This window comes from Arthrobacter rhamnosi, assembly GCF_054510855.1.
On sequence record NZ_JBTNDT010000003.1, the window covers coordinates 375,528 to 393,390 of the forward strand.

The window sequence follows — 17,863 nt, forward strand, 5'->3', positions numbered from 1 at the left end:
CCCGCCCGGGATCGGGCCTCGGGATCAAGGCTCGGGACGGCGGCTCGGGACTAGAGCTTGGGACTAGAGCTTGGGGATCTGACCGGTCGCGGGCGCCTGGTCACCGGCGAGGGGCCGCGCGACGGGCACCTTCGTTCCGAGGACCTGTGCAACGACGTCGTGCGTGATCTTCTGGGCGGTCAGGCCGACCCGCTCGAGGACCTGGTTCCGTGAGCCGTGGTCCAGGAACTCGACGGGGAGACCCACCTCGTTGAGGGCGGTGTCGACGCCCGCCGACCGCATCTCCTGCCGGATCCTCGACCCGACGCCACCAGCGCGCACGCCGTCCTCGATGACGATCACGATGCGGTGTTCGGAGGCGAGGTCGATCACCGAGCGGCGGACCGGCAGAAGCCAGCGGGGGTCGATCACCGTGGAGCTGATGCCCTGCGCGCCGAGCCGGTTGGACACGTCGAGTGCCAGTTCGCTCATGGCGCCCACGCTGATGATCAGGACGTCGTTGGAGCGCGAGCCGGCAGGCCTGCGGGACAGGACGTCCACCCCGTCCTGCAGGCGTTCGACGGCCTCGACCTCGGCGCCGACGGAGCCCTTGGAGTAGCGCACGACGCTCGGGGCGTCCGAGATGGCGACGGCTTCCCGCAGTTCCTCCCGCAGCCGGGTGGCGTCGCGGGGCGCAGCGAGGTGGAGCCCCGGAACGGCCTGCAGCATCGCGAGGTCCCACATGCCGTGGTGGCTCGCGCCGTCGGGCCCGGTGACCCCTGACCGGTCGAGGACGATCGTCACGCCGGCCTTGTGCAGGGCGACGTCCATGAGGAGCTGGTCGAACGCGCGGTTCAGGAAGGTCGCGTAGAGGGCGATGACGGGGTGCAGCCCGCCATACGCCATGCCGGCGGCGCTCGTGAGGGCGTGCTGCTCGGCGATCCCGACGTCGAACACGCGCTCCGGATGCCGTGCGGCGAAGCGGTGCAGCCCGACGGGGATCAGCATGGCCCCGGTGATGCCGACGATGTCCGGCCGCTCGTCCGCGATGTCCGCGATCTCGTTGGCGAACACGGACGTCCAGGACTGCTGGCCCGCGGCGTCCACCGGCTCACCCGTTTCCGGGTCGATGATGCCGACGGCGTGGAACTGGTCGGCCTCGTGTGCGCGGGCGGGCGCGTAGCCGTGGCCTTTCTCCGTGATCGCGTGCACGATCACGGGGCCCTCGTAGTTCTTGGCGAGGTGGAGCGCCTGTTCGACGGCCGACTGGTCGTGGCCGTCCACGGGACCGACGTACTTCATGCCGAGGTCCTCGAAAAGGCCCTGGGGCGCCCACCAGTCCTTGATGCCCTTCTTCATGGCATGGAGGCTCTTGTAGCTGAACTCGCCCACGGGGCCGCCGGTCTGCATGCGCTGCTTGAACCAGTCGAGGGTGCGCTCGTAGACGCGGTGGGTGCGCACGGAGTCGAGGGTAGGACGCAGCGAGGCGAGGTAGTCGGCGACGCCGCCGATGGTAGGGGCGTACGAGCGGCCGTTGTCGTTGACCACGATCACGACCCTGCGCCGCTTGTCCGCGGCGATGTTGTTCAGCGCCTCCCAGGCCATGCCGCCGGTGAGCGCGCCGTCTCCGACCAGGACCACCGTGTAGCGGTCACCTTCGCCGCCCAGAACGCGGGCCCGGGAGATGCCGTCCGCCCAGGAGAGGGAGGACGAGGCGTGGGAGCTCTCGACGACGTCGTGCACGGACTCCGCCCGCGACGGGTAGCCGGACAGCCCGCCCTGCTGGCGCAGCGTGCTGAAGTCCTGCCGTCCGGTGACGAGCTTGTGCACGTAGGACTGGTGGCCGGTGTCGAAGATGATGCTGTCGCGAGGCGAGTCGAAGACGCGATGGATGCCGAGGGTCAGCTCGACCACCCCGAGGTTGGGTCCCAGGTGCCCGCCGGTGCGCGAGACGTTGCTGACCAGGAAGGCGCGGATCTCCTTCGCGAGTGCTGTCAGCTGCGCATGGCTGAGCTTGCTCAGGTCCTGTGGGCCGTGGATCGTCTCCAAGAGTCCCATCGGCGCCTCCTCGGTTCGTTTGGTGTGGCGGGTCGTCGCCCTCGATCCCGTTAACTCTAACGTCGGGGATTCGGAGCGGTGCCATCCACAGCTTGCTCCCGCCGGGTTCGAGCCCCGCGGCGCGCTCAGGCCGGAGGCGGCAGGATCCGCGCGAAGGACTCCATGTGGTGCGTGTGCGGGTACAGGTCGAAGACGCGCAGCGCGTCGAGGGACCACCCGGCGCCGAGAAAGTAGCCGAGGTCGCGCGCGAACGACGCCGGGTCGCAGGACACGTAGCCGACGGCGCGGGGGCGGGCCTGCACGATCTGCCGTACGACCTTCCTGCCTGCTCCAGCCCTCGGCGGGTCGAGCAGGACGGCGTCGAGTGGTTCGGTCCATCGGCCGAGCACGGCGTCCACTCGGCCCTGCACAATGGACACGTGGTCCTGCCCGTGGAGGTTGCGCCGGGCGTCCCGGCTGGTCCCGGGTGAACCCTCCACCGACAGCACCGCGCCGTCCGGTCCGACGGCGCGTGCGAGCGGCACGGTGAACAGGCCCGCTCCGGCATAGAGGTCCGCGATGCGCTCCCCCGCCGCGGGCTGCACCCCGTCGAGCACCGCCGTGACCAGGGCCTCCGGCGCGCCCCGGTGGATCTGCCAGAAGCCGGCTCCGGTCACGCGGTAGTCGATGCCGAGGACGCTCTCCTGGAGCCACGTCCGGCCCTTCAGTCGCTGGACCTGACCGGACTCCGCATCGAGCACGCCCACCGAGGCGCCGTCGATAGAGGACGCGACGGCCGCGACGCGGCGCGGCGTCGTGCCGGCGGCCGGAACGAGCAGCACGAGGGGCTCTCCCCCGCCCGAGGGCGCGGCGACGTCGACCCGCTCGATGCCGGTGAAGTCCAGCGTCCACAGTCGGAGGTCGTTGATCGCCGCGACGGCCAGGGGCATGTCCCGGACCGGGAGGACCGCGTGCGAGCGGTGCAGGTGCATCGCGAGACGCCCGGCGGCGTCGACGGCGAAGGCCGCCCGGGTGCGCCAGGCCAGCCCGTCCGCCGCCTCACCGGGCGCGGCTTCGACGGTCACCGTCCGGTCGGTCTTCGCCAGGCGGGACAGCTGCTCCTCGAAGATCTGCGCCTTGAGCCTGCGCTGCTCCGCAAGGTCGATGTGGCCGAACTCGGCCCCGCCGACCGCCGAGCGGCCCCTGGCCGAGGCCTTGAGGGCATCGGCGACGGGCCACGGGTGGGCCACCCGGTGCGGCGAGGCCTGCAGCACCTCGACGGCGTCGGCCCGCCAGAAGCTGGCGTCGTCGTCCGTCTCGGTGAAGCGCACCCGGACCACCTCGCCCGGCAGTGCGTGCCGGACGAAGACCACGCGACCCTCGTGCCGTGCGACGAAGTGGCCGCCGTGCGCCGGCCGTCCGATGGTCAGCTCGGCCGTGCTGCCGGGTGCTGCGGGCTCCTCCGCCCCTGTGGTCGTGGGGGCGGCGGCTGGTACGGCGTCGGTCATGGGTGTCTTCCTACTTCAGGTCCTGGTAGATCTGGGCCGCGTCGGAGGACGCGAGCTGCCACGGCACGCTGGCGACCATCACGCCGGGCACGAAGTGCAGGCGTGTCTTGATGCGGAGGGCGGTCTGGTTGTGGACCAGTTGCTCCCACCATTTTCCCACCACGTATTCGGGGATGTAGACCACGATGAGGTCCCGTGGGGCGTCCCTGCGGATCGTCCGGATGTATTCGAGGATCGGGGTGATCGTGTCCCGGTAGGGCGAGGCGAGGACGGTGATCGGCACCGGGATCTCGTGCTTCTCCCAGTCCGCGAGCGTCTGGCGGGTCTGCTCGGGGTCGACGTCGACCGTGATGGCATCCAGGCGCGACGGGCGCGAGGCGCGCGCGAAGGCCAGCGCCCTCAGGACCGGCTTGCGCACGTGTGAGACGAGGATCACGGCATGCACGCGGGACGGGAGGGCACGCAGCCGGACGGCGTCGTCGATCGCGAGTTCCTCGGCCACCGTGTCGTAGTGCTTCTTGATGCTGCGCATGACGGCGAACAGGATCGCCATGGCGAGCACCGCGATCCAGGCGCCGTGCCCGAACTTCGTGACGAGGATGACGGCGAGGACCGCCGCGGTGAGGCCGAAGCCGAGCGTGTTGATGGCCCGCGACTTGCGGACCCTCCAGCGGTCCTGCTTGCCCACCGTTCTGTGGAGGATCCGGTTCCAGTGCCGGATCAGCCCGAGCTGGCCGCCGGTGAAGGACACGAAGACCCCCACGATGTACAGCTGCACGAGCGCGGTGACGTCCGCGCGGAACACGAGGATGAGCACGACGGCGCCGAGGCCGAGGGCGAGGATCCCGTTGCTGAAGGTCAGCCGGTCTCCCCGGGTGCGGAGCTGGCGGGGCAGGTAGCCGTCGGTCGCGAGGATGGAGGCGAGCACGGGGAAGCCGTTGAAGGCGGCGTGACCGGCGAGCATCAGCATGAGCGCCGTCGCCGCGACGACGAGGTAGAAGGCGGGAGAGCCGGCGTCGAAGACGGTCCTCGCCAGCTGGCTGACCACGGGCGCCTGGATGTAGTCGTCGGGAACGGGGCGACCGTCGAGCAGCAGCTGCGCGGCGGGGTCCTGCACCACGTGCACGCGGGTCGCGTTCGCGAGGTAGAGGACGCCTGCGAGCATGGCCGAGGAGACGACGCCGAGGATCAGGAGCGTCGTCGCGGCGTTCCGGCCCTGCGGCGCCTCGAAGCGCGGGACGTTGGACGCCGGCCCCTCCAGGCCGGTCAGCGCCGCGGCACCCGCGGAGAACGCCCGGAGGATGAGGAGTGCGCCGGCCAGACCGACCAGCCCGGCATCGAGAGCGGCGTCCGGGACGATCTCGAACTGCGCACTGGGTGCCCGCGCGAGCGTCCCCGAGAGGGCCTGGACCATCCCGGTGGCACACAGGGCGAAGATCCCGGCGAGGAAGGCATAGGTGACGACGGCGCGGGCACGGACGCCGCGCGTGATGCCACGCAGGTTCAGCAGGACGAGCACCGCGACACCCGCGACGGCGAGGGCGATGCGCAGGTCCTCCAGCGCCGGGGCGAGCGAGACGAGATACTGGGCCGCGGCGGAGACCGAGACGGCCACGGTGAGGAGGTAGTCGATCATGAGCGCGGAGGCGACGGTGGTGCCTGCGATCGGGCCGATGTTCCGCTTGGCGATCTCGTAGTCCCCGCCGCCGGACGGGTACGCGCGCACGGCCTGACGGTAGGAGGCGACGACGACGAGGAGCACTGCGATGACGGCGAGTCCCACCCAGGGCGAGATGGCGACGGACGCCACTCCCGCCAGGGCGAGGGTCAGCAGGATCTCGTCCGGGGCGTAGGCCACCGAGGAGAGCGCACTCGCGGAGAGGACGGGCAGGGCGAGGCGCTTGGGCAGGCTCCTGTTCCTCAGCCTGTCGCTGGCGAACGGCTTGCCCACCAGCACCCGCTTGACGGCCTCGAGAAAAGTCAGCACAGGCCTCAGACTAGCGCGTCCGCGCCTCCCGCCAGCCACTAGGCTTGATGCTGGTACGGCTCGGGACAGCAGGATCTACAGCAGGAATCAGGGGTGCCCTCGGTGGCTCATTTTGTGATCATGGGATGCGGCAGGGTGGGGGTCAGCCTCGCGCACACGCTCGACGATTCCGGCCACTCGGTGGCGATCATCGACCAGGACGACCGTGCCTTCCGCCGCCTGCGTTCCTCCTTCGGCGGACGCAAGGTCACCGGAGTGGGCTTCGACCGCGAGACGCTCAAGTACGCGGAGATCGAGAACGCCTACGCCTTCGCCGCGGTCTCGAGCGGGGACAACTCCAACATCCTCGCAACCCGCGTCGCCCGGGAGACCTTCCACGTACCCCACGTCGTCGCGCGCATCTACGACCCGGGACGCGCCGAGATCTACCAGCGGCTCGGCATCCCCACCGTCGCGGCCGTGCGCTGGAGCGCCGACCAGGTGCTGCGCAGGATCCTGCCCGAGCAGGCCATCAACGGCGACTTCCGCGAGACCTCGGGGCGGCTCATCCTCGGTGAACTGGCACTGAGCGACGCCTGGCTCGGCAGGTCCCTCAGGAGTATCGAGGCCGCGAGCGGCGTCCGGATCGCGTACATCACCCGCTTCGGCGAGGGCATCCTGCCGACGGCGGAGACGAGCTACCAGCAGGGGGATATCCTGCACGCCATGATGAAGACGACGGCGACCGACGAGATCGGGCGCATCCTCGCCGCCGCACCGAAAGAGGAAGTCCAATGAGGGTTGTCATCGCCGGCGCCGGGAGCGTGGGCTCCTCGATCGCACGGGAACTGCTCGGCAACAAGCACGAGATCCTGCTCATCGACGAGAAGCCCGAGGTGATCGGGCGCAGCGGGCTCAAGGGAGCCAAGTGGCTGATCGGCGATGCGTGCGAACTCACGACGCTCAAGGACGCGCGCCTGGACGAGGCCGATGTGGTGGTGTCGGCGACGGGCGACGACAAGGTGAACCTCGTGGTCTCGCTCCTCGCCAAGAGCGAGTTCGGCGTGGGCCGCACCGTCGGTCGCGTCAACAATCCGAAGAACGACTGGATGTTCGACGACTCCTGGGGCGTGGACGTCGCCGTCAACACGCCGCGGCTCATGACAGCTCTCGTGGAGGAAGCCGTGGAGATCGGCGACCTGGTGCGCCTGCTGACGCTGCAGACGGGGGTCTCCTCGATCGTCGAGTTCACCGTGCCGCAGGATTCCCCCCTCGTCGGCGGGACGATCGGCGCGATCCGCCTGCCCGAGGACTGTGCGGTGGTGGCCGTGCTGCGGGACGACTCCCCCATCACGCCGAGTCCCGACGACGTCGTCGAAGGCGGCGACGAGATGTTCTTCCTCGCGGCGATCGCGGCCGAGGACGAACTGCGGGTCGCACTGTCGGCCCGCAACGACGGCACCGGACGCTAGGAGCCGGGGGCCGGGGAGACGGGCGGGCGCGAGACGATCCACGCGAGCCACATACCGAGCGCGTAGAGCGGCAGCCCCATGGCCACGCGCGTCGAGCCGAGGGCCGCGACGTTCTCCATGAGGTAGAGGGGTACCTGCACCACGAGTCGCAGGGCCAGCACCGAGACGATGATCCAGGTGGCGATCGAGTACGCGCGGACGCGGGCAGCGTCCCTGCGCCATTCGATGCCCTCGTTCCGGAGGAAGCCGAAGAGCAGCCCGGCGAAGGGCCAGCGGAAGACCACCGATGCGGCCATCGCGATGATGTAGCCACCGTTGATGAAGAAACCGGGGAGGAAGAAGTCCTCGGCGTTCCCCGTCCGCAGGGCGACGAAGGCGCAGAAGGCGACGCCCACGAGCCCGGCGAGGGCCTGGGTGACCGGCGTCCGTGAGACGAGCCGGATGACGGTGAAGACTGCGGACACCGCCAGCGCCGCCACGAGTGACACCGGAAGGTCCGTGGTGATGGTGAAGAGGATCGTGAAGACGAGCCCGGGCGCGATGCTCTCCGCCAGCCCCTGCACGCCGCCGATCGAGGACAGGACGTCGATCTGGCCGGCGTCGTTGCGCCGCACACCGGACTTCGCAGCGTACTGCGTCGCCAGGTCCGCCGCCGTCGGGGCCGCCTTGCCGGCGGCCGGACGGCCGACGCCGTCCTCGGGCTCGGGGCGGGCACCGGGATCGTTCGCCGGGTGGCTCATGTGGGGTTCCTCATTAGTACTCCTCGGGGCGGCCGATGATCTCGTAGCGGGGGTTGTAGACGGTGGGCGTGCCATCGACCCGGCTCAGCATGCCCTCGAACCGCAGGGAGACCCCGGCTTCGATGCCGGGGACGCGGCGCTGGCCCATCCAGACAATGCGCACGTTCTCCTCCGCACCGTTCCAGTCGATCCTCGCGAGGACTGTGAACGACGGCGAGGACGTCACGGGCGCGATGGTGATCCTGTCGATGACCCCGCGCGCCTTGATCCTGCCGCGCTCGGGCAGTGCGGCGGGCAGTCCGGCAGCTGCCGCGGGTGCGGGCCGGCCTACCGGCCCCGAGGGGTCGGCAGAACCTGGTGCGTACTGCCGGGTGGGCATGGCGGACTAGCGGGTCTCGGTGATCTCGGGACCGCGCTCCAGCGGGTTCAGGTCCGGACGAACGGGAGCGGGAGCGGAGGGCGTGCCGGCGGTCGCATCCTTCGGCAACCGGAGCGGCAGCAGTTCGCGCGGCGGGAGGGGGTGGTCGCCGCGGACGACGACGACGCTGCGGAAGAGCTTCTCGACGTCCGCCGCAGCGCCCTGCTCCAGGGCGGCCGGGCCGCCGAAGACGCCGCGGAGGAACCACCGCGGTCCGTTGACCCCCACGAAACGGGCTACTCGAAACCCGGCCTGGCCGTCGGGCGTCTGTGCGGGCAGCTTGGCGAGGAGTTCGGTGCCGAGGCGACCCGGGCGCTCCTCGACCGTTCCGCCCTGCGACCCCACGGAGGCGCCGATCTGCTCCCTGATCTCGTCCCAGAGCCCTTCGGTCTTCGGCGCAGCGAAGGCCTGGAGCTGCAGCGTGGAACCGCCGAGATCCAGGGTCACGGCGATGACACGCTTGCTGCGTTCCTCGACCTCGAGGCGCAGCTGGAGCCCCTCGGCGGCGTGGATGCGGAGGGCTCCCAGATCGATGTAGCCGGAGTCGGTGTCCTTCTCCGACACGTCGAACGGTCCCAGTCCGGCCCGGTCGTAGTCGGTGCTGGACACGTGGCCGGACGGTACGGCCGGAGCCTCTCCGACGCTGTCCGCTGCAGGGCCACCGGCCACCGCGTCGGCGGAAGCCGGCGTGCCCGGGGATTCGGCGGCTTCGTCGACCGGTCCTGCCGCTTCGTCCGGTTCCTGCTGCACCAACGCGTCGGCGTCGTCCTGCTTCTTCTTCCTGAGGCGCCCAAAAGCCATGGCGGGTCCCTTTCCTTCTGGCATGTCCGAGGTATCTGACGTTTCTGCGATCCCTGAGGGGGAAGTGGTGTGGTGCCGTGCGGCGCCGGGCGGGTCAGCCGCCGGCAACCGCGGGTGTGGCATCGAGCGGGCCGAACCCACCGGTCGAACCGAAACCGCCCGTACCCCGGACGCTCTCGGGCAGGTCGTCCACCACGGCGAATGCGGCGCGCTCCACGCGCTGGATGACCAGCTGCGCGATCCGGTCACCCCGCGCGAACGTGACGGCCTCATGCCGGTCCGTGTTGAGGAGGCATACCTTGATCTCGCCCCGGTAGCCGGCGTCGACGGTACCCGGCGCATTGACGATCGTCACGCCGTGGCGCGCGGCGAGACCGGATCGCGGATGGACCAGGCCCACATAGCCGTGCGGCAGGGCCATCGCCACTCCGGTGGGCACGAGTGCCCGCTCGCCGGGCTCGAGGACGAGGTCGACGGCGGTCCGCAGGTCCGCGCCGGCGTCACCCTCGGTGGCATAGGCGGGCGGCTCGAGACCGTCGTCGAGCATCAAGATCTGGACCGGGAGGTCCTGCTGTGTACCCATTGACCGCATCTCCCACGCAAGCTATCCGGTTACCAGCCCCCCACTTTAGCGCCTTTGCCCGAGGCCTACCTGACAGTCCCGCCCGACCTCGACCGGCCCCTTCCGGCCCCCGCCGGGATGAGACGGTCCGCAAATGGTGGAATGCTGGTTTCATGTCCAGCGCTCCAGGGGAAGCCCCCCAGAACACACCCGACCAGGCCGTCCTGTACGAGGAGCGCCTCTGGCCGTCGTTCTGGGTCTGGCTCATCGCGGCGGGCTTCTCCTCCGCCGTGATCGTGATGTTCGCGCCGATCTCGATGGCCGTCGGGTACGGGGCAGCCGCCGTCGTCGCGGTGATCGTCTTCACGCTGCTGGTCCTGTCCACGCCGCGCATCGCGGTGACCGCGGCAACGCTGACCGTGGGCCGCGCGACGATCGAACGGACGTACCTGGGGTCCGTCGAATGGTTCACCGGGGAGGATGCCACCCAGCAGCGCGGCCCCGGCCTGAACGGCCTCGCGTACCTCTGCATCCGCGGCTGGATCTCACCCGTGGTCCGCATCGAGGTCACGGACCCGGAAGACCGCACGCCCTACTGGCTCGTCTCGTCACGACACCCCGAGCGGCTCGCGGCAGCACTCGCGGCCTGACGCCTCGCGGGCGTTCCGCCCCGGCGCCCCCTACCGGGCGGCACGGGGCGCGGCCCTCAGCCTTCGCAGTCCATGCAATACAGCTGCCCGCCCCTGTTCAGCGCGATCTGTGAGCGGTGGCGTACGAGGAAGCAAGAGGCGCAGGTGAACTCGTCCGCCTGCGCCGCCAGGATCTCCACCGAGATCTCCTCGCTGGAAAGATCCGCCCCCGGCAGGTCGAACGAGTCAGCCGCTGCCAGTTCGTCCTCGTCGATCAGTGCCGTCCGGAGGACCGGAAGGTGCCCCTTGAACCCGTCGAGCTGGGTGTCGCCCTCGTCACCCGCCGTCGTGCGCGGCGCGTCGTAGTCTGTCGCCATACCTGTTCTCTTCCACTCCCTGATCTCCGGCCATCCATTCGGCCACATGTGGGGCCATCCTGCAACGTACCTCCACGGCTCCCATAACGCCGGGAGCCCGGAATTTGTGCCCGCTGCCGCGGCGACGGCCGCCACACCTTCCCTCGTAGTAGGAATGGCTGCCATTCAGTGGCAGAGTTTCACCTAGGAATCATTGTCGGCTGGAGGAATAGATGCAGGAGTTACGCCTGGTGGGTGTGGATGGCGAGCATCTGCTGTTGAGCGGCGAGCAGGGCGCGTCCTACCGGCTGCCCATCGACGACGAGCTGCGGGCCGCGAGCACCCCGGCCGGCCCGGAAGCGCCGTCCCCCGCAGTCCCGGAGGAACCTCGCCGGAAACCCCCGAAACCTCCGGTCCACCTGACGCCCCGGGACATCCAGGCACGCATCCGCTCCGGCGCGACGGCGGAACAGGTCGCCACCGAATCCGGCCTCGACCTGGCGCACGTGCAGCGCTACGAGGGTCCGGTCCGCGCCGAGCGCGATTACGTGGCCTACCTCGCGCAGCGCGTCGAGGTGGCGTCGCCGCTACCGAGCCACGACGGCTACCGATCCGCCTTCGGTGACAGCCCCGCCCTGCTCGGGGACATGGTCGCGTTCCGGGTGCAGAGCTACGGGGTGGACCTCGGATCCCTCGAGTGGGACTCGTGGCGCCGTCCTGACGGCTCATGGCACGTCGAGGCGTCCTTCGACCTCCCCGAGGGCTCCAAGGTGGATCTGGGCGAGCAGCCACCCGCCCAGTGGACCTACAACCCGACCCGCAAGACCGTCACCAACGGCAACCGGTGGGCGCAGGTGCTCAGTGAGCTCGAGCCGCTCGACACCCCCCTGCCGTCCCGCCGGCTCAGCGCGGTGGCCGACCGCGTCTTCGATTTCGAGGCGGAGAAGGCGGACGAGACGCCGGACGGGACTCCTGCCGACCAGGACGGCCTGCTGGACGTCCTCCGGTCGCGGCGCGGGCAGCGCCTGGGCGCCGACGAGGAAGGCGACGACGCCCTTGCTGCGCTGTTGTCGCGGGGCGGGATCCCTGCCGCGCACCCTCGGGACGAGGACGGCACAGGCCAGGACGGAGCGGAGGACCAGGACGACGCGGTCCAGGGTCTGGCGCTCGCCCCGTCGTCGGCGGCCGGCAGGGACGACGACAGCGGCAATGACAGCGGTAACGACGACGGCGTGGTCAACGCTGGAGACGATGGCGACGTGCTCGAGGGCGCTGCCTCCGACCCCACGCTCCATGACGACGGCACGCCGAGGCTGTATGACGGTGTCAGCACGGAGACGCGCGAGATCAGCATCTTCGCGCAGCCCGCCCGCAGGCTGCAGCCCCCTGCGGCAGCACGACAAGGAGCCGACGGAGGGGCTGGCGGCAGGATGTCCGGTGGCGGGGTATCCGCCGGCGGGAGCCGCCCAGCGGGCAGGAACTCCGGCAAGGATACGGGCGGTGATTCCGACACGGAGACCGGCAAGGGCGCAGAGGCGAGCCCGGAGCGCCGCGTCAAGCCGAAGCGGTCCAGCGTCCCCAGCTGGGACGACATCGTCTTCGGACGCAAGGGCGAGTAGCGGGCAACGGACCTGCCCGGCGCCACGGCGGAGCAACCCTAACGGACGCCGGCGCTACGCGATGTCCCGCGCCACCTGATGTCCCGCGCCACCTGATGTCCCCTGATGTCCTGCGCCGCCTGATGTCCCCTGATGTCCTGCGCCGCCTGATGTCCCGCGCTACCTGATGTCCCGCGTCGCCTGACGACCGTGCCCCCTGGTGGGCGGAGCTCAGGAGCGGGCGCCGGGCTCCGCACCCTGCAGCTGGCCCCTGGTCCCGTGCTGACCGGCCGGCCTCTCCTCGAAGGGCAGCGGCACCTCGTTGGAGAAGAGCGACGGCGACGTCCGTGACGTCTGCCGGCGCATGTGGTGCCGCCGGCAGAGGGTCTCGTAGCCGACGGTCGGAGCCGGGCTCGCACCCGGCTCCTGTCCCCTCGCGGGCCCTCCGTCCATGTCGAGGGGCTGGTCGAGGGCCTGGTCGAGGGGCTGGTCGACATCCCCTACGACCATCTGGTCGCCCTCGACCACCATGACGCCGTCGACCGTGCGTGCGTTGTGCGTGGCGCGCTTGCCGCACCAGCACAGCGCCTCGACCTGCAGGACCTGGACGCGGTCCGCGAGCTCGATGAGCCGCTGCGAACCCGGGAAGAGGCGCGTGCGGAAATCCGACGTGATGCCGAAGCTGAAGACGTCGATGTCCATCTCGTCGACGACGCGCGCGAGCTGGTCGATCTGGTCCACCGTGTAGAACTGGGCCTCGTCGCAGATCACGTAGTCGATCCGCGCCCCCATGGTCTGCCGCAGGGTCAGCTCGACCCAGAAGTCGGTCTCCGGGAAGACCTCCACGGCCGGCACCTGCAGGCCGAGGCGGCTCGAGATCATCGATTCGCCGGCACGGTCATGGGAACTGAACAGCACCCCCCGCCGTCCGCGCGCCTTGTGGTTGTGGTCCATCTGGAGCGCGAGCGTCGATTTCCCGCAGTCCATGGTGCCCGAGAAGAACAACAGCTCAGCCACGGCCGGCCCCCTTGCTACTCCCCCGGCGCGAACCGCCGCCGGCAGGTTTCTTCAGTGTCACCAGCGGGATCTCGCGCTCCGCCCGCGTCAGCGAGCCGTGCTGCCCCACCATCTCGAACGCCGCAGGCTGCACGCGTCGCCCGTCGATGAGGGCGATGCCCTCGCGTGCCAGGACGAGGAGATCCCCGATGCGCGGCACCACGGACTCCGCCACGGCGCCGAAGTATCCCCCTTCGATGGCCTCGTCCCGGGTCAGCACCCACGCGCGGGAACCGAAGGCCTCGTGCCACCGCAGTGCCATCGCGGCGCGGTTCCTGCCGGTGAGCGCGGGGTCGAGGTAGAGGTGGAGCATGCGGGCCTCGCCGCCCGTGTGGGCCACGCCCTCGACCAGCTCCGGACGCTCCGAATAATCGATGCGCTGGGACGGAGGGACGTCCACCATCCCGTGGTCGGCGGTCAGGAGCAGCAGCGTGTCGGGCGGCACCCGGCGGGCGAGGAGCTTCAGCGCGGCATCCAGGTCCTCCAGCCTCCGCAGCCACTCCCGGGAGTCCACGCCGTGCCGGTGGCCAGCCTTGTCCAGGTCGTTCAGGTAGAAGTACATGAGCGTGCTCGGCGCCTTCGCCAGGTGTTCCGCGGCCGCGTCGATCCGTGCGTGGATGGTGTCGGCTCCGACGAACGTCCCGCCACGCAGTGCCGCCCGCGTCATGGGTGAGTCGGCGAAGCGGGGCTGGCTGACCGTCACGACCGGCAGGTGCGCCGACACCCGTTCGAAGACGGTGGCGTGGGGTTGCCAGACACGGGGGTCGACGCCGTCGTCCCAGCCCCCGAGCATGTTGACCACCCTCCCCTGCGCGGGGTCGAGGACGTCGTACCCCACCAGGCCGTGCTGCCCCGGGGGCAGGCCCGTGCCCAGGCTGGCGAGCGACGCGGCCGTGGTGGACGGGAACGCGGAGGAGAGCACGCGCGCGGAGTCCAGGCTCTCGCGCAGGAAGGGCGCGTGGGCCGCGTACTTCCTGAGCAGCGCCATGCCGAGACCGTCCACCATGACGACGGCGATCCGCTTCGAGGGGGGCAGCGCGAGCGCGTTGCGAAAACCGTCGACGCCGAGTGCCGCGGCGGCACTGGTCATGACCTCGGCCAGGGTGGAGGCGCCGTAGGCGGGGGGCGAGGGCAGGGGCTCTCGATGCGGGAGAGGCATCAACCGCTACCGCTGGTGAGCCCGGTTGAACCGGCCGCCGAAGCCGGGCTGGCGCCGCACGGCGTCGGGCGCCGCGATATACCCTCCGGCGACCGGGCTCGCCGTGTTGACCTTCCGCAGCGCCCGCGCGAACCCCTTGGCGTTCTGCACCGCCTGGACGCCGTCGGCTTCGGCGCTGACGCGCAGGACGATGTCCTCCTGGGCGACCGTCCCGGTGAACCCGTGGTCGGCGTCGCACTGGGGGTCGCCGCAGCTGGCAGGACCGATGTCGAGGCGTTGCCCGCCCGACCAGGCGATGGCGAGCGTCATCTCGCGGACCTGGTCGCTGGGCTTGTAGTCCTGCGGCTGTGCGTACAGGTAGCTGAGCACGACCGAGCGGATCTGGCTGACGGGAACGGACTCGGTCGAGACCTGCGCCATGACCTGCTCGCCCGCGTCGTCGAGCTGCTGGTCGTCCACGTGCGTGATGACCAGCATGTCCTCGGTGAGTACGAGCACGGTGATGTGCCGGTGCACCTCGGTGCGTTCGAAGTGCGTCTCCAGGTGGGCGACGTGGGACAGCGGCTCGCGCCCGTCGAGGGCGTCGTGGACGACGTCGGCGACGAGCCGTGGGTAGAATCCTGCCCGCTCGAGCGATGCATCGAGGTCACGCCATGGGGCGGAAAGCGATGGGGTCATGCCCCCAGTTTCCCCCACCGGGCCGTGTTGTGCCTAACCCGCGGACGTCAGTCGCGCATGGCGCGGCGTGCGGTGTCGGTGCGCCGCTGGGGGTTGCCGACGTCGATCGTGGCGCTCAGTACCGAGAGGCCCGTCGTCGCGACGAGGACCGGGTTGAGGTCGAGCAGCGCGATCTCGGGGTGGTTGTCCTTCATCAGGGCGACGCGCGCCACGAGGTCCTCGATCGCGGCGACGTCGGCGGGCGGCAGCCCCTGGTAGCCGAAGAGCTTACGGGACGCCCGGGGTGCCCGGACGAGATCCGCGATGTCCCCCGTGCTGAGCGGAGGCACGGCGTGGGCCCAGTCGTCCAGCAGGTTGACGGCGTCGCCGGCCAGCCCGAAGGACACCACCGGACCCATGAGCGGGTCCTCGATGGCGCGGAGGCTGCATGCCTGGCCGGAAGGCGCCATCGACTGCACCTCCATACCGAACCGGCCGAAGGGCGCGAGGGCCCTCTCCATCTGGGTGATGGTGCGCCGCAGGGACTCGGCGTCGTCGATGGCAAGCCGCACCCCTCCGAGGTCGAGTCGGTGCCTGAGGTGCTCGTCCATCGTCTTGAGTGCCACTGGCCAGCCGAGGCGGTCCGCTGCCTCCACCGCTTCGTCGGCGGATGCGAACCGCGCCGACGGCAGCAGCCCGATGCCGTAGGCACCCAGGAGGGCTGCGCACTCGTCGGGGGAAAGGCGCGTGAGCTCGACGTCGGCGACCCGGGCCCGGACGCCGGCCAGGACGCTCGTGGCCTCGTCGACGTCGACGCCGTCCGGGTCCAGGAACTCGCCGTGGTCGCGGGAGCGCCACAGCGAGTACCGCACGACGGCGCCGAGCGCGGCCAGAGCGGCCCCGGGGCTGGGGAAGCACGGCAGTCCGCGCTGCAGGGGCAGCGGAGCGGCCTCCACCGCAGCGGCGGCGCCGGGACCCTGCGCGGGCGGGGATCCGGCGCCCTCGAGGGGTACCCGAACCGGCTCGGCTCCGTCGTCCGCCGCCCGGTCCGCGAGTGCCTGCGAGGCCAACGGTGCCGCCGGAACCAATCCGTCGAGCTGCAGGCGCGCGTCGAGGATGCCGGTGAAGGAGGCGATGACCGGTTTCCCGGCGTCCTCGGCGCACTGCTGCAGCCGGGCCGCGACGGCGTCCGCGGTGAGGCCGCGGGCAGGGAGCGTGGTGACGATCGCCGCGTGGACGGACTCCTCACGCAGGGCCTCGGCCACCGCCGAGGCCAGGGCGGGCAGCGCGACGGACTGCCCGGTGTCGAGCTGCAGTCCGGCCTCCAGCCGCGCGACCGTCATCCCCTGCGACACGACGCCGTCCGCGACCACCTTGCCGAGGGCCGAGGAGTTGCTGAAGACGGCTACGCCGGATCCCCGGGGCAGCGGCTGGCTCGCGACGATCTGTGCGATGTCCATCAGCTGTTCCGTCGTCTCGACCCGCATCACCCCCGACTGCCGCAGCATCGAGTCGAGCGCGCCCGCCGGGGCCTGGGAGGTCCGCACGGCGTGTCCCGGCGGAAGCTGCAGTCCCGTGACGTCCGACTTCGCCACGATGACGGGTTTGGTCCTCGCGAGGCGGCGGGCGATGCGGGAGAACTTCCTCGGGTTGCCGATCGACTCGAAGTACAGACCGACGGCGCGCGTGCTCGGATCGTCCTCCCAGAACTGCATGGCGTCGTTGCCGGACACATCGGCGCGGTTCCCCGCGGAGATCACCGAGGACACCCCGAGCCCCCGTCGCCGCGCGCTGGCGTACAGGAGGACGCCGAGGCCCGCGGACTGGCTGAACAGCGAGAGGGCGCCGCGCTGCGGGAGGTCAGGGGCCATCGAGGCGTTGAGCTGAACCTCGGGATCGGTGTTGACGAGCCCCAGGGAGGCCGGGCCGACCACGCGCATGCCGTGGGCCCTGGCCTTGTGCACGAGAGCGCGCTGGCGGGTGAGCCCGTCGTCGTCGTCCGCATAACCGGCCGTCGCCACGAGCAGGCCACGGACCCCGGCGCGGGCGCATTCGTCCACGACGGCGTCCACCTGCTCGTGCGGCACGGCGATGATCGCCAGGTCCACGGGCTCCGGCACCTCGGCGACCGAGGCGTGGGAGACCATGCCGTGCAACTCGAAGGCTTCGGGATTGACCGCGTAGACCCTCCCGGTGAACCCGCCGTCGATCACGTGCTCGAGCAGGGCATACCCGACCGTGCCCTCCTCGCGGCTCGCGCCGATCACCGCGACCGACGACGGCGTCAGGAGCTCAGCCATGCTCCTCGCCTCGGCGCGGTGCTCGCGGGCCTCCATGACGGCCTGCGACTTCCGGGTGGGGTCGATGTCGAAGCTGAGCATGACGACGCCGTCGTCGAAATGCCGCTGCACCTCGTACCCCGCTTCGGCGAACACGGTGATCATCTTGCGGTTCTCGGGGAGGACCTCCGCCGCGAAGCGCCGGATGCCGTTCTCGCGGGCGGCGGCCGCCAGGTGCTCGAGCAGGATGGAACCGACCCCGCGGCCCTGGTGGTAGTCCGAGACGTTGAAGGCCACCTCCGCCTCGAGCGGGTCGTCGAGGCGGTCGTACCGGCCGATGCCGATGATGTCGGCGCCGCGGGTGATGACGAAGGCCACGCGATCCCGGTGGTCCACCTCGGTGAAGCGCTTCAGCTCCTTGTCGCTCAGCGAGGCCTTGTACGTGAAGAACCGGAGGTAGATCGAATTCTTGGACTGGCGGACGTGGAACGCCTGCACCGCGTCCGCGTCGGACGGCATGATGGGCCGCAGGTGCGCCGTCCCGCCGTCGCGCAGGACGACATCAGCTTCCCAATATTCCGGGTATTGTCCGTCCGCCACCATAGACTCAGGGTAGTCGGCATCCCCCGGGCGTGGGCCGGACCGC

General features: G+C 70.7%; 16 protein-coding genes. 4 read left to right on the top strand and 12 right to left on the bottom strand.

Annotated features, from left to right (window positions below):
* Positions 1 to 63: 63 nt before the first annotated feature.
* The 3 genes from dxs to ACX80I_RS08465 all read right to left on the bottom strand — a co-directional run bounded on the left by dxs (position 64) and on the right by ACX80I_RS08465 (position 5,511).
* Positions 64 to 2,037, bottom strand: a complete 1,974-nt coding sequence (dxs, locus tag ACX80I_RS08455; RefSeq protein WP_459344666.1) for a 1-deoxy-D-xylulose-5-phosphate synthase — start codon at positions 2,035 to 2,037, stop codon at positions 64 to 66.
* 125 nt (positions 2,038 to 2,162) lie between these two features.
* Positions 2,163 to 3,524: a class I SAM-dependent RNA methyltransferase gene (locus tag ACX80I_RS08460; protein WP_459344667.1), complete on the bottom strand. Its 1,362-nt coding sequence runs from the start codon at positions 3,522 to 3,524 to the stop codon at positions 2,163 to 2,165.
* Between the two features lie 10 nt (positions 3,525 to 3,534).
* Positions 3,535 to 5,511, bottom strand: coding sequence for an APC family permease (locus tag ACX80I_RS08465; protein WP_459344668.1), 1,977 nt, complete (start codon positions 5,509 to 5,511; stop codon positions 3,535 to 3,537).
* A gap of 102 nt (positions 5,512 to 5,613) precedes the next feature.
* Here ACX80I_RS08465 and ACX80I_RS08470 point away from each other — a divergent pair, with 102 nt between their 5' ends.
* Positions 5,614 to 6,288 carry a potassium channel family protein gene (locus ACX80I_RS08470; RefSeq protein ID WP_459344669.1) on the top strand — a complete coding sequence of 225 codons (675 nt, stop codon included), beginning with the start codon at positions 5,614 to 5,616 and terminating at the stop codon, positions 6,286 to 6,288.
* Positions 6,285 to 6,962: a potassium channel family protein gene (locus tag ACX80I_RS08475; protein WP_459344670.1), complete on the top strand. Its 678-nt coding sequence runs from the start codon at positions 6,285 to 6,287 to the stop codon at positions 6,960 to 6,962. Before ACX80I_RS08470 ends, ACX80I_RS08475 begins: the two co-directional genes overlap by 4 nt.
* On the opposite strand, the gene ACX80I_RS08480 is transcribed toward ACX80I_RS08475, so the two are convergent.
* The 4 genes from ACX80I_RS08480 to dut form a co-directional block, all read right to left on the bottom strand.
* Positions 6,959 to 7,777: a DUF3159 domain-containing protein gene (locus tag ACX80I_RS08480; protein ID WP_459344671.1), complete on the bottom strand. Its 819-nt coding sequence runs from the start codon at positions 7,775 to 7,777 to the stop codon at positions 6,959 to 6,961. The genes ACX80I_RS08475 and ACX80I_RS08480 overlap by 4 nt on opposite strands.
* Positions 7,716 to 8,081, bottom strand: coding sequence for a hypothetical protein (locus ACX80I_RS08485; protein ID WP_459344672.1), 366 nt, complete (start codon positions 8,079 to 8,081; stop codon positions 7,716 to 7,718). Before ACX80I_RS08485 ends, ACX80I_RS08480 begins: the two co-directional genes overlap by 62 nt.
* 6 nt (positions 8,082 to 8,087) lie before the next feature.
* Positions 8,088 to 8,921, bottom strand: coding sequence for a DUF3710 domain-containing protein (locus tag ACX80I_RS08490; protein WP_459344673.1), 834 nt, complete (start codon positions 8,919 to 8,921; stop codon positions 8,088 to 8,090).
* A 94-nt stretch (positions 8,922 to 9,015) separates the two neighbouring features.
* Positions 9,016 to 9,513 (bottom strand): dUTP diphosphatase, encoded by a 498-nt coding sequence (dut, locus tag ACX80I_RS08495; protein ID WP_459344674.1) that lies wholly within the window; start codon positions 9,511 to 9,513, stop codon positions 9,016 to 9,018.
* A gap of 143 nt (positions 9,514 to 9,656) precedes the next feature.
* Between dut and ACX80I_RS08500 the strand changes: the two genes are divergently transcribed.
* The gene (locus ACX80I_RS08500) at positions 9,657 to 10,133 is read left to right on the top strand and encodes a DUF3093 domain-containing protein (RefSeq protein WP_459344675.1); all 477 of its coding nucleotides are present in this window, start codon (positions 9,657 to 9,659) and stop codon (positions 10,131 to 10,133) included.
* Between the two features lie 56 nt (positions 10,134 to 10,189).
* Here the strand turns inward: ACX80I_RS08500 and ACX80I_RS08505 are convergent, their stop codons facing one another.
* Positions 10,190 to 10,489 (bottom strand): DUF4193 domain-containing protein, encoded by a 300-nt coding sequence (locus tag ACX80I_RS08505; RefSeq protein WP_459344676.1) that lies wholly within the window; start codon positions 10,487 to 10,489, stop codon positions 10,190 to 10,192.
* Positions 10,490 to 10,701: 212 nt separating this feature from the next.
* Between ACX80I_RS08505 and sepH the strand changes: the two genes are divergently transcribed.
* On the top strand, positions 10,702 to 12,087 hold the full coding sequence (gene sepH / locus ACX80I_RS08510) for a septation protein SepH (RefSeq protein WP_459344677.1): 1,386 nt from the start codon (positions 10,702 to 10,704) through the stop codon (positions 12,085 to 12,087).
* Between the two features lie 210 nt (positions 12,088 to 12,297).
* On the opposite strand, the gene ACX80I_RS08515 is transcribed toward sepH, so the two are convergent.
* From ACX80I_RS08515 to ACX80I_RS08530, 4 genes are read right to left on the bottom strand one after another with little or no spacing between them, the layout of a single operon-like run.
* Positions 12,298 to 13,083 (bottom strand): thymidine kinase, encoded by a 786-nt coding sequence (locus ACX80I_RS08515; RefSeq protein WP_459344678.1) that lies wholly within the window; start codon positions 13,081 to 13,083, stop codon positions 12,298 to 12,300.
* Positions 13,076 to 14,281 (bottom strand): alkaline phosphatase family protein, encoded by a 1,206-nt coding sequence (locus ACX80I_RS08520; RefSeq protein WP_459344679.1) that lies wholly within the window; start codon positions 14,279 to 14,281, stop codon positions 13,076 to 13,078. The genes ACX80I_RS08515 and ACX80I_RS08520 overlap by 8 nt, the downstream gene beginning before the upstream one ends.
* A gap of 6 nt (positions 14,282 to 14,287) precedes the next feature.
* Positions 14,288 to 14,959: a DUF5998 family protein gene (locus tag ACX80I_RS08525; RefSeq protein ID WP_301228376.1), complete on the bottom strand. Its 672-nt coding sequence runs from the start codon at positions 14,957 to 14,959 to the stop codon at positions 14,288 to 14,290.
* 47 nt (positions 14,960 to 15,006) lie between these two features.
* Positions 15,007 to 17,820 (bottom strand): bifunctional acetate--CoA ligase family protein/GNAT family N-acetyltransferase, encoded by a 2,814-nt coding sequence (locus tag ACX80I_RS08530; protein ID WP_459344680.1) that lies wholly within the window; start codon positions 17,818 to 17,820, stop codon positions 15,007 to 15,009.
* Between the last annotated feature and the right edge of the window lie 43 nt (positions 17,821 to 17,863).